We start from the raw sequence: 13,427 nt of genomic DNA, 5'->3' as shown, positions 1-13,427 counted from the left end.
TTTGAAGGACTTGAATATGAAGGAGATGAAGGGATGCGTGCGATGCCGCGCATCCCTTCATCTTTGAGGGGCCGGATCAGTTCGGCCATTCGATCGGCGTGAACCGCATTTGCCGCCGGCGCATCTCAGCCTGAAGCTCCTGGGCATATTGCTTGGCCCGATCCCCCACCAGCCGATAGGGACCACCAATCCGGCTGTCGGCCGCAACCTGCTTCCTGACGCTTTCGTAGTAGGCCATCAGACTTTCATCGGTCGAATTCTCAAATCGCATTGATGCTCCCCGCAACACAACCTTGGGTCCCCAATGAGTTTGCATGTGTCGCTGCCGTGCGGCAGCGACATGGGTTAAGTTCCATTGCCATAAAAAAGTTCCATCTGTGTCCCGGATTGCGGCAGGCGAATTTTGCGATTGGCCGGGAACTTGGGGCTGCGGGCCGGGTGGAACCCGCGGCATCGTCGGCGCGTCATGCGGAAGCGTCGCAGTCGGCGAATCGTGCGAACGTGATAACAACCTCAAGTCGCATTATCATATGTTGGTGCCATCGACGTTGACGTGTCGGACGATGGCTTATGGACAGGAAATCGGCATGTTTGGCCGCGGCATCGAGCTGTCGCGAGGAGGCCGAGCGCGATCCGGCTCGCCGCGACCTGTGGTTGCAGGAGGCGTCGAAATGGACGGCGTTGGCGCATGAGCGGGCGGGCCACGCCGTGATCACCTGCGAGCAGGCCGCCGTGGCAGGTCACGACGCCCGCCGCTGAGCAGGCCTATTGCAGCGTCGGATCGAGCCTGTCGCGCAGCCAGTCGCCGATCATGGACACGGCAAGCGTGGTCAGCACGATCGTGGCCGCGGGGGCCAGCATGATCCAGGGCGCGCGCGTCAGATATTCGCGGCCATAGCCGACCATGTTGCCGAGGCTGGTCATCGGCGGCTGCACGCCGAGGCCGAGGAAGGACAGCCCGGACTCCAGCAGGATCACTTCCGGGAACACCAGCGTCATCGACACGATCAAGGTCGAGGCGATGTTCGGCAGGATGTGCCTGAGATAGACCCGCTGCGGCGTCGCACCGAGCTGGCGGACGGCCGCGGCGTAGCCTTGCGCGTTGGCCGAGATCGCAAGCCCGCGCGCGATGCGGGCATAGCGCTCCCAGCCGAACAGGCCCATCAGTCCGATCAGCAGCGGCAGCGAGTTGCCGAAGAAGGCGAGCACCGCCAGCGCCAGGATCAGGAACGGCATGCTGGCTTGGAAGTCGGCGAGCATCAGCACGAATTGTTCGACCAGGCCGCGGAAATGCGCGGCGAGAAAGCCCAGTGTGGTGCCGGCGATCGCGGAGATCGCGGTGGCACCGAACGCGATCAGGAGCGAGATCCGGATCGAGACGATCAATCGGGACAGCACGTCGCGGCCGAGCTCGTCGGTGCCGAGCCAATGCGCGGCATTGCCCGGCAGGGCCAGGCGGTTGCGCAGGTCGAACTTGGTGAAGCCGTAGGGAGCGACCTGATCGGCGAACATGGCCAGCACCAGCATCGCCAGGATCCAACACACGGCAATCGTGACAGAGACGGGAACGTTCGGCCAGCGCAGCCGCCGCGCCGCCGGCGCCTTCATTGCGATGTCGGTCATGCCTCGGCTCCCTTGCTGCGCAGCCGTGGATCGAGCAGGCCGTAGAGGAAATCGACGATCAGGTTGGACGTGACCATCGTCAGCGCGACCAGCAGCAGGATGCACTGCACGACGGCAAGGTCGCGGTTGGCGACGGCGACGACGAGCAATCGCCCCACACCGGGCCAGGAGAACACGCTCTCGACCACGACGGCGCCCGCGATCAGGCTGCCGACCATGAAGCCGAGAATGGTGACCGTCGGAATCGCCGCATTCGGCAGCGCGTGGTCGGTGATGACCCTGCGCCAGGGCACGCCCTTGGCCGACGCGGTGCGGATGTAGGGCTGGCCGAGGATCTCAAGCATGGCGCTGCGCGTGAAGCGGGCGAGCACGGCGGCGCCGCCGAAGCCGAGCGTCACGATCGGCAGGATGGCGTGGCGCCAGGAATCCTGTCCACCCGAGGGCAGCCAGCCGAGCTGGACAGCAAAGATCAGCACCAGGATCAGCGCCAGCACGAAGCTCGGCACCGTGAAGCCTGCGACCGCCGTGATCATCACCGCGCGGTCGATCGCCGATCCCCGATGCAGCGCGGCATAGATGCCGGCGGGGATGCCGAGCAGGACCTTGACCAGGAATGCCGGAATCGTCAGCGCCAAGGTCGCCGGGATGCGCTCGATGACGAGCTGGATCGCGGGCCGGCCGTCACGCATCGATCGTCCCAACTCACCCTGGCCGATCGCCTTGAAGTAGTCGAGATATTGCATCCAGATCGGATGATCTAGGCCCCAGGCCTTGCGGAACGCGGCGATGACCTCGGGCGGCGCCTCCGGTCCCATGATCATCAGCGCGGGATCGCCGGACAACCGGAGCACGATGAAGGCGAAGGTGACGACGAGCGCGATCGTCAGCAGCGCGCGCGCGAAGCGGATCGCGAAATAGCGCAGCATCACGCGGCATCCCGGGTCTGCGATTGCGGGCCTGTCACGAGATGACAGGCCACCTGGCGCCGATCGTCGAGCGCAGTGAGCGCGGGCACCTCGACGGCGCAGCGCGCGGTCGCAAGGCGGCAGCGCGGGTGGAAGGCGCAGCCCGACGGACGCGCGGCGGGGTTCGGCGGATCACCAGTCAGCACGATGCGGCCGGTGCTGCGGCGGCCCGGCGCCGGTGATGCCGACACCAGCGCTTGCGTGTAAGGATGCTGCGGCCGCGCGAACAGATCGTCGGCGTCGCCATGTTCGACGATGCGGCCGAGATACATCACCGCGACCCTGCTGCTGATCTGCCTGACGACGCGCAGGTCATGGCTGATGAACAGCATGGTCAGCCCGAGCTGCGCCTGGAGATCGACCAGCAGGTTGACCACCTGCGCCTGGATCGAGACGTCGAGCGCACTGACCGGCTCGTCGCAGACGAGGAAGTCGGGCTTCGTCGCCAGCGCGCGCGCCAGCACGATGCGCTGGCGCTGGCCGCCGGACAGCGCACCTGGATAGCGCCGGCCGTGGCCGTCGTTGAGATCGACTGATTGCAGCAGCTCGTGCACGCGCGCGTCGCGCTCTGACTTCGTGCCGATGTTGTGGATGTCGAGCGGTTCGCGGATCTGATCGGCGACGGGGAGCCTGCGGTCGAGTGCGCCGAGCGGATCCTGGAAGATCATCTGCATGCGCGCGCGTTGCGCCCGCCAAGCCGCCGAGCCCGGTGCTGCGATCGGCGCGCCATCGAAGCGCACGCTGCCCTGATCCGGTGGCTCGAGCCCGAGCACCATGCGGCCGGTCGTGGATTTGCCGGAGCCGGACTCGCCGACGATGCCGAGCGTCTCGCCCTTCGTGATCGATAAGCTCACGCCGTCCACGGCCTGGACGGCTGTCGGACGCCCGAACAGGCCGGACCGCATCCGATAGGTGCGCGAGATCCCCTGGATGTCGACGAGCGGATCGCTCATTCGGCGGCGAGCTCCACCGGCAGCCGCTGCGGCCGCAGGCAGGCGACGGCGCGGTCGTCTGCGCACGGCGCAAGCGGCGGCACGCCCGCATGGCATACTTCGCCGGCAAAGTTGCAGCGTGGCGCGAACGCACAGCCGCTCGGCAGTGCGCGCGGATCCGGCACCGTGCCCGGAATGGCCTGCAGCCGCCGCCTGATGCCATCGAGCGGCGGCAGCGCGCCGATCAGGCCCTGCGCGTAAGGGTGCCAGGGATCATCGAACAGGCGCGCGGCCGGGGCGCGCTCGACGATGCGGCCGGCATACATCACGCAGACGCGGTCGCAATTCTCCGCGACCACGCCAAGGTCATGACTGATCAGCACCATCGCCATGTTGAACTCGCGCCGGATGGCCGACAGCAGATCGAGGATCTGCGCCTGAATGGTGGCGTCGAGCGCCGTGGTCGGCTCGTCGGCGATCAGCAGGTCGGGCTGGCCGGCCAGCGCCATCGCGATCATGATGCGCTGGACCTGGCCGCCGGAGAACTCGTGCGGATAGGCGGACAGCCGGCGCGCCGCATCGGGAATGCCGACGAGATCGAGCAGCCTGAGCGCCTCGGTGCGCGCCGCCTCACCGCGCAGTCCGCGATGCAGGCTGAGGCTTTCGCAGAGCTGGCGGCGGATGGTGAGCACCGGATTGAGCGCGCTCGCCGGATCCTGGAAGATCATCGCGATGCGGCGGCCGCGCACCTGGTCGAGCACCTTACCATCGGCACCGAGCAGCTCGCGGCCTTCGAGCTGCACGGAGCCTGAAACTTTCGCCCTGCCAGGTAACAGGCCGAGCGCCGCGAGCCAGGTCACCGACTTGCCGGATCCGGACTCGCCGACGAGGCCGATGGCCTCGCCCTTGTCGATGTCGAGATCGATGCCGTGCAGCACGGACGTGCCGTCGAAGGCGACCTTCAGGCCGGAGATGCTGACCAGCGGCGCCACGGCGTCAGACTCCGTAATTGCCGGTGCGGAAATCCATCGCGAACGCCGGCGACGCCTTCCACTTGATCGACTTCGGCTTGGCCGTGAACGTCGCGTTCTGGTGCAGCACCGTGTAGGCGGGGTCCTCGCGCTCGGCGATCTCCAGCATGCGGCGGAACGCCTTCTTGCGCGCGTCACGATCGGTCGAGGTCTCCAGGAACTCCGACAGCCGGTTCAGCTCGTCATTGCTCCATTCGCCGACCTGCTGCTGCTGGCCGTTCGGGCCATGCTGGGCGACGAGCGACGACACCGGATCGTTGAACGCGGCCGAGTTGGACCAGTCGCGCACCGCGCGGCTGGCACCGCGCTCCAGGATCTGCGACCAGTTCTCCTTGGTCTCGATCTGCACGTTCAGGCCGACCGCCTGCCACATCTCGACCAGCACCTGCGATGTCGCGACCTGGTTGGTGTAGTAGTTGTTGAGCAGACGATAAGGAATCGGGTCGCCCTTGTAGCCGGCCTGCTTGAGCAGGTCCTGCGCCAGCTTCGGATCGTAAGCCGGCACGCTCCAGTCGGCGATGAACATGTCGCCGTAGAACTCCCACTGCAGCCCCTTCGGCACGCGGGTGCGGCCGGCCCACAGGCTGTCGACGATGGCCTGGCGATCGATCGCATGGGTGAAGGCGCGCCGCACCAGCGGATTGGCGAGCTGCGGATGGTTCTTGTCGAACACGGTCAGGCGATGATTGAGAATGGTGCCGCCCTGCACCTCGAACGCCGCGTTCTTCTCGATGCCGGCGATCTGGTCCGGCGGAATGTCGCAGGCGAACTGATATTCGCCGGAGAGGAGACCATTGATGCGGCTCGCGACCTCCGGCACCTCGAGGAAGCGAATCCGCTTCAGCGGCGGGCGGCCGCCCCAATATTCGTCGTGGGCTTCGAGGGTCAGCGACACGTCGGGCCTGAACTCGACGATCTTGTAGGGACCGGTCGTGATCGGCTTGCGCGCCCAGTCGAGATAGCTCGCAGCTTCCTCCCAGCCGCGCCGGCTCATGATGTCGGAGCCGTAGCGCATCAGGCGGCCTTCGATGGTGACGTCGGGCGTCGCGTTGACGAAGCGCACGGTGTATTTGTCGACCGCATCGACGCGGACGAGATCCGGCCACATCCGGCGCGCAACGCCGATCACGTCCGGCGGCAGCTCCTTGCCCGGGCGCGGCGTCGGGATCTTCTCGAATGCCTTGATGGTGGAACGGCTCTTGGCCTCGCTGTCGCCGAACATGCGCTCACGGCTGAACGAGAATACGACGTCTTCCGACGTCATCTCGTCGCCATTGTGGAACTTGACGCCCTGGCGCAGCTTCAGCTCGACGGTCTGGTCGTCGATGCGCTTCCACTCGGTGGCGAGGCCGGGGACGGCCTCGAGGTTGCCGCGGAAGTTCTTGGAGATCAGGCTTTCCCACAGCGACGAGTAGAACACGCGCTCGCCGACATTGGACTGCTCGCGCAGCACGTCGAGCACGTTGGAGTTGGTGATCTTCTGCACGGCGATCGTGACCGAGGGACGATTGTCGGCTTGCGCAAGCGACACGCGCGGCAGCATGAAGCTGCCGCCGATCGCGGCGCCGGCGCCGAGCAGGCCGCGGCGGGTGAGCTTGGTCATGGCAATCTCTCTTGAGGTTGTCGACTTTGCGAAAAGGAAAAGGACGTGTCTATTCGGCGAGGCCAAGCGCAGCGAGATACGCGGCGCCAGCCTTGACATGGTCGTGGTTGCGCAGTTCGAGGATCAAGCGCGGATTGGAGGTCAGCCTCGCGAGAGCGCGGAACACAGCGACCCAGCGGATGTTGCCTTCGCCGGGCGCCCAGTGGCGGTCGGCGTAGCCGTCGGTGTCCTGGAGATGGACGTGGGTCAGCATGTCGCCGGCGGCGTCGACATAGTAGTCGACCGGCGGCGCGCCGGTGGAATAATGCGCGTAGTTGGCATGGCCGGTATCCAGCGAGACCCGCATTTTGCTGCTGCCCAACGCCTTCGCCAGTGCGACGCGGTCCTGCGGATCCTTGTCCTCGATGTTCTCGATCACGATCTCGCAGTTCGCCTGCTCGGCGGAGGCGATGACGTCGGCCAGCGTCGCCCGGACGCGCTCGGTGAGCGCCTCGCGGTTGTCCGGCAGCATGTCGATGTTGTTGTAGTCCCAGGTCGTGTAGGGCGAGTGGATCACCATCTGCGTGGCGCCGAGAAACTCCGCGACTTCCAGCCCCTGCAGCAGTCGCTTGGTCACGGCGCGGCGGATCATCGGATCGTGGCTGTCGATCTTGAAGCCCCAGAACGGACCATGAATGCCGAGCCGCCCGGTATGACCTGACAGCATCGACTTGATCTCCTTGGCGGTGCTGCGCCAGTCGCTGTCGAGAAGGTCGGCGCGGAAGAAGTCCTGGATCTCCAGATCACGCTGGCGCTCGAGCAGCCAGTCGGTGTGGGCCGGAATGGATTTGACGGAGAGGGCGGCGCCCAGGACGGGCAGCGTGGCGGACATGGCGAGATCCCTTCGCTTTCAGACCTCGTGAGCGCTAGCGGAGTTCGATGACGCCGCCATGAAGGGCTGTGGACGGCGCCTACGACATATTGGGAATAACGGGTGCCGGACCCGCAACCTGTTGCATCCCTGGGGTAGCTGATCGTTCATTGCTGCTACTTGACGTAGCCGCGGGAGTAGCAACAATGCGGCGAAAAAGGGGAAGTGGGATGACGGTACGGCGTGCGATCCTTACGACGGTGCTTTCGATGCTCGCGCTTACGGTGTCTTCGTTGAGCGTGCCTCTATTGACTGTGCCGGCGCACGCGAAGGGGCCTTTTGGTGCGATCTCCGCGGCCGGATGGTCGGGTGGTGCCTACACCGACGACAAGACCGGCCAGTTCACGAGCTGCATCGCGAGCGCGAGCTACCAGAGCGGCATCACGTTCGGCGTCCTTGCAACGCCGACATATAGTTGGGCTCTTGCCTTCATCCATCCGGGCTGGTCGCTTTCGCCGGGGCAGAAGTTTCCGATCGTGCTGAGCTTCGACGGCAAGTCCACGTACAATGCCGAGGGCGCGGTCTGGACGGCCAACATGGTCGCCGTGCCGATGCCGAACGATTCCAGCCTGATCAAGGCGTTCCGCGCCGCGCGGACGATGTCGGCCTTTGCGCAGGGCAATCTGTTCCAGTTCAAGCTGAACGGCACCGCCGTGCTGCTGCCGTCACTGGCCAATTGCGTACGGTTGATCAACGCCGGCGGACTGGCTGCGGCAACCAATTTCACGGTCCAGCCCAGCGCTGCCCCGGCGCAGCGCCCGACGCCGCCGCCGACCGCGACGGCCAGCGTCCAGCCGTCACGGCCGCAGGGCGACTCACCCGAACTGCAGCTCGAAGCGATGCAGATCGCCTCCAACTTCATCCTGAAGGCGGCGTTGGCGCATCCGTCGATTCTGGGCGGCGGCGAGAAGCCGGTGTGGCTGACATCGGGAGGGGTGGCCTGGAAGGCCGACAACGCCACCGGGTTCGTCCGGATCGTGCCGCCCGAGCGCAATGTCGATGGGCTCGAAGTCACGGCCACCATCGTCGGCAACGACGCCCGCGACTGCAAAGGCAAGTTCATCTCGGCGCGCAACAGCGAGCTGGTCGACAGCGCGGTCGTGTTCCGCGGCATGTCCTCCTGCGAGGACAGCGAGAAGTCTGATATCGCCGAGTACTTCATCTTCCCGCGCAAGGCCGGCGGCTTCGTCCTGTTCTCGGTGGTCACGCCGACCAGGCCGGTTGGCAGTGGCGGCGGCCAGCAACTGCAGACGCACGAAGAGGCCAATGCCAACTTCCGCAAGGCGGCCTACACGTCGATCGGGAAATAGGTCGCCTGCGCCCGTGTGGGCACCCTCTACATGGGCGCCCTTTGATGCGGACGGACGATGATTTGCGCTGGCGTCGTCAGCCCCGCGATCGCTTCGGACGCCTGATGGCGCGCACCTTGCCGCTGCGACCGCCGCCACAATACAGCGTCTCGTTGCCGTCCGACTCCATTCCCGACACGCCCGTCCCTGCGGGCATGTCGAGCTGATCGAGCACCTCGCCTGTATCGGGATCGATGCGCCGGATGTCGCTGACGTCATCCTCCCAGGTGCCGTGCCAGAGCTCGCCGTCGACCCAGGTGACGCCGGTGACGAAGCGCGTGCAGGGAATGCTGCGCAGGATCTGTCCGGTATCGGGATTGATCTGATGGATCTTGCGATCACGATAGGCGCCGACCCAGAGTGATCCTTCGGCCCAGGCGAGCCCGGAATCGCCGCCGCCGGCCGGCGCAGGAATCGTCGAGACGACCTCGCCGCTGTCCGGATCGACCTTTTGGATGCGGGCTTCGGCGATCTGATACAGATGCTTGCCGTCGAATGCGGTCCCGGCATGGGCAGGGACGTCGAGCGAACGCTTGACGTCGCCATTGGCCGGATCGAAACCCTTGATGCTGCCGCCCGCCGCGATCCACACCTGCCGGCCGTCATAGGTCACGCCACCGACTTGCTCGACGCCCTCGAAGGGGCCGTATTCGCGGATGATCTCCGCTGCTGCTCGTGTCATGTCTGCCGTCCCTTGGTTGTGTGACAGATACACGCTAATCAAGCGACGACCACGCCGGGAGTAACAAGGCGGTCGCGAATTCCGGCGCCACCGGGCAGGTCCAGCGTTGCGCACGGCCGCGCCCGAACGACTGAACCTTGCCGGACAGTGCCAATGCATCGAGCCCGCGCTGCACCGTACGCTGGCTCGCTCCGAGCGCAACGGCAAGGCCCGAGCTCGACCAGGCTTCGCCGTCGGCCAGGCAGGCGAGCACGGCGGCGTCCTCGTCCTCGGCCGGCTGTGCCAGCACAGCGACATTCCGATCCCGGCAAGGCGACAGGACAAAGCCGTCTCTCGTCGCACTGATCGCGGCCATGCCGCTGATCAGTTGGCGCAACCGGCCGATCTCGACGCGCAATCGTGCGCGATGCGACTCGTCAGCCTCCTTGCCGCGGAAGGCGTGCGCGATCAGGTCGCCACGGGACACATCGTCGGGAGCACGCTCCGCCAGCCTGCGGGCGAGGGCGAACAACACCGGGCGCCGCGCCATTGGCACGACATGGCTCCCCTGGCGCAGTGCCAGCCGGCACGCATCGACGATCAGCCTATCCGACCGGAACAGCGCCTCGACCTCGTCGAGCTGCAACAGCCGCTCCCCGCCGCGCACGATCATGCGTGCGGCAGGAGCGGAGAGGGCCGCGGAGGCCCGCTCGATCTCCGCATGCAGCTCGGGAATGCGGGCCTGCCGCGCGGTGTGCGTGGCGCGTTCCAGCGCTGACCGTGCCGCCTTGGTCTGAAGGCGACGCAAGGCAAGTCCGGCGACGATCAGTTCGTAGATCGTGCGCGCTGCCGGCAGCAGCGGTGAGGGATCGAGGTCGGCAAGTCTGCGCTCTGCTTCGTCGAGATGTCCGATCAGCACCAGCCGCCGGATCTCGAGGCTGCGTGCATAGGCGGCATTGGTGCGATCGCCGTGCCGCTCCAGGGTCTCGCGCGCAGCTGCAAGCGCCTTCGTCGGCCAGGTGAGGTCGCGCGCGGCGAGCGCGATTTCGGCTTCGGCCACAGCGCAGCGGGCGCGGGCCATCGTCGCCTTGGCGCCAAAGGCACGCGCGGCCTGCCGCAGCAGCGCCTTCGCACGCACGAAATCGCCGAGCCGCGCCATGGCGATGCCGCGCAGCGCCAATGCCGGCGGGTCGTCGCGCAAGGCGACGCGGTTCAGCGCGCCGAGCGGATCACCCGCGGCGAGCGCTTGGGCTGCAGCCGTGATCAGCGAGTCCATGCAAATCCCGCCACACTTGTCACTCCCGGTTCGTCCCGCGTCGATCCTAGTCTCAGTTGCGGTCAACACGCAAAGGATCACAGACATGACCATGCATATCACGGGAACTCGCGAAGACTGGCTCAACGCACGGCTGGACCTGCTGGAAGCCGAGAAGGACTTCACGCGCCGCAGCGATGAATTGGCGCAGCGCCGTCAGGCCTTGCCCTGGGTGCGCGTCGACAAGGCCTATCGTTTCGATACGGAGGACGGACCGGCGACGCTGCCCGATCTGTTCAAGGGACGCTCGCAACTCCTGGTCTATCACTTCATGTTCGGACCGGACTTTCAGGCCGGCTGCCCGTCCTGTTCGATGATCGCCGACGGCTTCAACGGCTTCCAGGTCCATCTCGCCAATCACGATGTGATGCTATGGGCGGTGTCCCGCGCGCCGTTGGCAAAGCTGAAGGCCTACAAGTCGCGCATGGGCTGGACCTTCCCCTGGGCGTCGTCGGCGAGCAGCGACTTCAACTTCGACTTCAACGTCGCGATCACCGAAGAGCAGCAGCGCCAGGGCGGCACCGAGTACAACTACCGGACCAGCCCTCCGCTCGGTGCTGGGGATGTGCCGGCCATGGTGGCGGAGATCGCCGCCGGTACCGGCACGGATGGCGCGACCTTCATGCGTGATCGCCCGGGCATGAGCGCATTCATTGTCGAGGATGGTGCCGTCTATCACACCTATTCGAGCTATGCCCGCGGCCTCGACGGTCTGTGGGGCGCCTATCAATGGCTCGACCGCGCGCCCAAGGGGCGCAACGAGCAGGGCGTGTGGTGGCGCCGTCGCGACGAATACGGCAAGCGCTGACCACGGAGCAAAGCCATGGCGTTCTTTGCTTCCAGACGGCGCATGATGCCCGACGTTGCCGATGCTCTCCGCTTCGCTGCGGCGCCGACCTTCGCGCTGATGGCGGTCCTGAACGCCATGGCCCGCGACGGCCGGTCAGACCTGATCTGCTCGGCCATGCCGGCCGGCGCCCCGCTCGGCGGCATGACGGTGATGTATCTGCTGATGAGCGCCTTTCACCTGGTGCCGTGGTTGAAGCGCATGCGGCGGAGCCTCCCGAGCGCGCGATCCGATGAGGTACGATTGCAGCAGCCTGGGACTTAGCTACGTGTCTACGAGCGTCGTTTGCGGAGAGAGACCCCTCACCCGAGCGGAGTCGCGGATCGGCCGGCGATGCCCTCTCCCACAAGGGGCGAGGGCGCTGTATCGCGCAGTCTTGCTGCGGCGCTGCTCGAACATGCGCAGCGCATGATTTGAGCCTCAGCGGTGGCCGTTACTGCGCCCTCACCCTTGTGGGAGAGGGCATGTAGGACAGTGCGGCAAACTCGCTTGGGTGAGGGCTATGTCTCCGCGCGCTTCGCTGCAGAGAGAGCACTTGGCCAAACCAACGCGCAGCCGACAGCCGGACCTCACGCCTCCACCGCGACCTTCAGCGCCTCAGCGCGGATTTCTTCCACCAGCCGCTCCTTGAGCGCGACGAACTCCAGCGAGGTCTTGACCTTGTAGGAGCGCGGATGCGGCAGCTCGATCTTGATGTCGGCCTTGACGCGCCCCGGCCGCGCGCTCATCACCAGCACGCGGCTGCCGAGGAAGATCGCCTCCTCGATGTCGTGCGTCACGAACAGCACCGTCTTCTGATCGCGCTCCCAGATGCCGAGCAGCATCTCCTGCATCAGCACCCGGGTCTGGTTGTCGAGCGCGCCGAACGGCTCGTCGAGCAGCAGGATCTTCGGATCATTGGCGAGCGCGCGCGCAATCGCGGTGCGCTGCTGCATGCCGCCGGAGAGCTGCTTGGGCCAATGGTTCTCGAAGCCTTTCAGCCCGATCTGCTGGATGTAGCGATCGGCAACGGCGTTGCGCTCGGCCTCCGCCACGCCGCGCTCGCGCAGGCCGAAGGCGATGTTCTCGCGTACGGTGAGCCACGGAAACAGCGTGTAGGACTGGAACACCATGCCGCGATCGGCGCCGGGGCCGGTTACCTCGCGGCCGTCGAGCAGCACCCTTCCCGTGGTCGGATGATCGAGGCCGGCGACGATGCGCAGCAAGGTCGACTTGCCGCAGCCGGACGGCCCGAGAATGGTGACGAAGTCATTGGTGCCGATGGTGAGCTCGACCGGCTCCAGCGCGCGCGTCGGCGCATGGCCCTGGCGTGCCGGGAAGGTGCGTGACACCTGATCGATGACGAGCTTCGTCATGCGAGCTTCCACGGGAACAGCCAGGCGTTGAACGCCTTGAACAGGAAATCCGAGATCAGGCCGATCAGCCCGATCACGATGATGCCGAAGATGATCTGCCCGGTGTTGAGCAGCGCCTGGCTATCGGTGATCATGTGGCCGATGCCCGAGGACGAGCCGATCAGCTCGGCGACGATGACGTAGGTCCAGGCCCATCCCAGCACCAGCCGCAGGATCTCGGCGATATCGGGGGCCGCTGAAGGCAGCAGCACGCGGCCGATGATGCCGCGATCGCTGGCGCCCAGCGTATAGGCGGCTTCGACGAGGTCACGCCGTGTGTTGCCGACGGTGACCGTGATCATCAGGATGATCTGGAACACCGAGCCGATGAAGATGATCAGGAGCTTCTGCAGCTCGCCGATGCCGGCCCACAGGATCAGCAGCGGGATGAAGGCGGAGGCCGGCAGATAGCGCGCGAACGAGACGAACGGCTCGAGGAACGCCTCGACCGGCTTGTAGGCGCCCATCAGCAGGCCGAGCGGGACGGCGATCACGGCCGCGAGCACGAAGCCGCCGACGACGCGCCAGACCGTCATGCCGATGTCGGTCAGGAATCCGAACTTGGTCAGCAGGTCCCAACCCTCGTGGAGCATGGTCAAGGGATCGGCCAGGAACGTCTTCGGCACATAGCCGCCGAACGTCGCCAGCGACCACGCCGCGACGAAGAGGACGAAGAAGGCGAGGCCTAGCGCCGTACGGGATCTGGCGCCGACGGGGTCGAGAGGACGGATCACGGATCAGGCTTTCGCGTTGGATGCGGCCCGCGAGGTGCCGCGGGCTGCCGATGGTGAGATCGA

15 protein-coding genes are annotated in these 13,427 nt (G+C 66.2%); 4 read left to right on the top strand and 11 right to left on the bottom strand.

The genetic code is table 11. From position 1 onward, the window contains the following. Window positions 1-76: 76 nt before the first annotated feature. Window positions 77-238 (bottom strand): hypothetical protein, encoded by a 162-nt coding sequence (locus LQG66_RS16135; RefSeq protein WP_231327188.1) that lies wholly within the window; start codon window positions 236-238, stop codon window positions 77-79. A gap of 353 nt (window positions 239-591) precedes the next feature. Here LQG66_RS16135 and LQG66_RS16130 point away from each other — a divergent pair, with 353 nt between their 5' ends. Next, a complete protein-coding gene (locus tag LQG66_RS16130; RefSeq protein ID WP_231327187.1) occupies window positions 592-759 on the top strand; it encodes a hypothetical protein in 168 nt (55 codons plus the stop codon). Window positions 760-765: 6 nt separating this feature from the next. Here the strand turns inward: LQG66_RS16130 and LQG66_RS16125 are convergent, their stop codons facing one another. From LQG66_RS16125 to LQG66_RS16100, 6 genes are read right to left on the bottom strand one after another with little or no spacing between them, the layout of a single operon-like run. Then, window positions 766-1,608: an ABC transporter permease gene (locus tag LQG66_RS16125; protein ID WP_425601342.1), complete on the bottom strand. Its 843-nt coding sequence runs from the start codon at window positions 1,606-1,608 to the stop codon at window positions 766-768. A gap of 11 nt (window positions 1,609-1,619) precedes the next feature. Beyond that, window positions 1,620-2,549 carry an ABC transporter permease gene (locus LQG66_RS16120; protein ID WP_231327185.1) on the bottom strand — a complete coding sequence of 310 codons (930 nt, stop codon included), beginning with the start codon at window positions 2,547-2,549 and terminating at the stop codon, window positions 1,620-1,622. Beyond that, entirely contained in the window at window positions 2,549-3,541 is a 993-nt protein-coding gene (locus LQG66_RS16115; RefSeq protein WP_231327184.1) for an ABC transporter ATP-binding protein, read from the bottom strand. Before LQG66_RS16115 ends, LQG66_RS16120 begins: the two co-directional genes overlap by 1 nt. Next, on the bottom strand, window positions 3,538-4,512 hold the full coding sequence (locus tag LQG66_RS16110; protein WP_231327183.1) for an ABC transporter ATP-binding protein: 975 nt from the start codon (window positions 4,510-4,512) through the stop codon (window positions 3,538-3,540). The genes LQG66_RS16115 and LQG66_RS16110 overlap by 4 nt, the downstream gene beginning before the upstream one ends. 4 nt (window positions 4,513-4,516) lie before the next feature. Next, window positions 4,517-6,154 carry an ABC transporter substrate-binding protein gene (locus LQG66_RS16105; RefSeq protein WP_231327182.1) on the bottom strand — a complete coding sequence of 546 codons (1,638 nt, stop codon included), beginning with the start codon at window positions 6,152-6,154 and terminating at the stop codon, window positions 4,517-4,519. Between the two features lie 49 nt (window positions 6,155-6,203). Next, window positions 6,204-7,025, bottom strand: a complete 822-nt coding sequence (locus LQG66_RS16100; RefSeq protein WP_231327181.1) for a sugar phosphate isomerase/epimerase family protein — start codon at window positions 7,023-7,025, stop codon at window positions 6,204-6,206. A gap of 209 nt (window positions 7,026-7,234) precedes the next feature. Here LQG66_RS16100 and LQG66_RS16095 point away from each other — a divergent pair, with 209 nt between their 5' ends. Continuing rightward, complete coding sequence (locus LQG66_RS16095; protein ID WP_231327180.1) at window positions 7,235-8,374, top strand: PT domain-containing protein; 1,140 nt, start codon at window positions 7,235-7,237, stop codon at window positions 8,372-8,374. A 76-nt stretch (window positions 8,375-8,450) separates the two neighbouring features. On the opposite strand, the gene LQG66_RS16090 is transcribed toward LQG66_RS16095, so the two are convergent. After that, window positions 8,451-9,095 carry a Vgb family protein gene (locus LQG66_RS16090; RefSeq protein WP_231327179.1) on the bottom strand — a complete coding sequence of 215 codons (645 nt, stop codon included), beginning with the start codon at window positions 9,093-9,095 and terminating at the stop codon, window positions 8,451-8,453. A 34-nt stretch (window positions 9,096-9,129) separates the two neighbouring features. Further along, window positions 9,130-10,350: a helix-turn-helix domain-containing protein gene (locus LQG66_RS16085; protein ID WP_231327178.1), complete on the bottom strand. Its 1,221-nt coding sequence runs from the start codon at window positions 10,348-10,350 to the stop codon at window positions 9,130-9,132. Between the two features lie 85 nt (window positions 10,351-10,435). Here LQG66_RS16085 and LQG66_RS16080 point away from each other — a divergent pair, with 85 nt between their 5' ends. Together LQG66_RS16080 and LQG66_RS16075 are read left to right on the top strand one after the other, a co-directional pair. Then, entirely contained in the window at window positions 10,436-11,197 is a 762-nt protein-coding gene (locus LQG66_RS16080; protein WP_231327177.1) for a DUF899 domain-containing protein, read from the top strand. Window positions 11,198-11,212: 15 nt separating this feature from the next. After that, window positions 11,213-11,500 (top strand): hypothetical protein, encoded by a 288-nt coding sequence (locus tag LQG66_RS16075; protein WP_231327176.1) that lies wholly within the window; start codon window positions 11,213-11,215, stop codon window positions 11,498-11,500. Between the two features lie 305 nt (window positions 11,501-11,805). On the opposite strand, the gene LQG66_RS16070 is transcribed toward LQG66_RS16075, so the two are convergent. Continuing rightward, complete coding sequence (locus LQG66_RS16070) at window positions 11,806-12,591, bottom strand: ABC transporter ATP-binding protein (RefSeq protein WP_231327175.1); 786 nt, start codon at window positions 12,589-12,591, stop codon at window positions 11,806-11,808. Next, window positions 12,588-13,361, bottom strand: coding sequence for an ABC transporter permease (locus LQG66_RS16065; RefSeq protein WP_231327810.1), 774 nt, complete (start codon window positions 13,359-13,361; stop codon window positions 12,588-12,590). Before LQG66_RS16065 ends, LQG66_RS16070 begins: the two co-directional genes overlap by 4 nt. Window positions 13,362-13,427: the final 66 nt, after the last annotated feature.

The sequence above is a fragment of the Bradyrhizobium ontarionense genome (assembly GCF_021088345.1).
In the GTDB taxonomy this organism is placed as follows: Bacteria; Pseudomonadota; Alphaproteobacteria; order Rhizobiales; family Xanthobacteraceae; genus Bradyrhizobium; species Bradyrhizobium ontarionense.
This window is presented reverse-complemented; position numbering and strand designations above follow the sequence as displayed.

Bases quoted from the DNA above. Each gene is read 5' to 3' on its own strand.
- LQG66_RS16135 (WP_231327188.1), bottom strand. From the start codon at position 238: ATGGCCTACTACGAAAGCGTCAGGAAGCAGGTTGCGGCCGACAGCCGG.
- LQG66_RS16125 (WP_425601342.1), bottom strand. From the start codon at position 1,608: ATGAAGGCGCCGGCGGCGCGGCGGCTGCGCTGGCCGAACGTTCCCGTC.
- LQG66_RS16120 (WP_231327185.1), bottom strand. From the start codon at position 2,549: ATGCTGCGCTATTTCGCGATCCGCTTCGCGCGCGCGCTGCTGACGATC.
- LQG66_RS16115 (WP_231327184.1), bottom strand. From the start codon at position 3,541: ATGAGCGATCCGCTCGTCGACATCCAGGGGATCTCGCGCACCTATCGG.
- LQG66_RS16105 (WP_231327182.1), bottom strand. From the start codon at position 6,154: ATGACCAAGCTCACCCGCCGCGGCCTGCTCGGCGCCGGCGCCGCGATC.
- LQG66_RS16100 (WP_231327181.1), bottom strand. From the start codon at position 7,025: ATGTCCGCCACGCTGCCCGTCCTGGGCGCCGCCCTCTCCGTCAAATCC.
- LQG66_RS16095 (WP_231327180.1), top strand. From the start codon at position 7,235: ATGACGGTACGGCGTGCGATCCTTACGACGGTGCTTTCGATGCTCGCG.
- LQG66_RS16090 (WP_231327179.1), bottom strand. From the start codon at position 9,095: ATGACACGAGCAGCAGCGGAGATCATCCGCGAATACGGCCCCTTCGAG.
- LQG66_RS16085 (WP_231327178.1), bottom strand. From the start codon at position 10,350: ATGGACTCGCTGATCACGGCTGCAGCCCAAGCGCTCGCCGCGGGTGAT.
- LQG66_RS16080 (WP_231327177.1), top strand. From the start codon at position 10,436: ATGACCATGCATATCACGGGAACTCGCGAAGACTGGCTCAACGCACGG.
- LQG66_RS16075 (WP_231327176.1), top strand. From the start codon at position 11,213: ATGGCGTTCTTTGCTTCCAGACGGCGCATGATGCCCGACGTTGCCGAT.
- LQG66_RS16070 (WP_231327175.1), bottom strand. From the start codon at position 12,591: ATGACGAAGCTCGTCATCGATCAGGTGTCACGCACCTTCCCGGCACGC.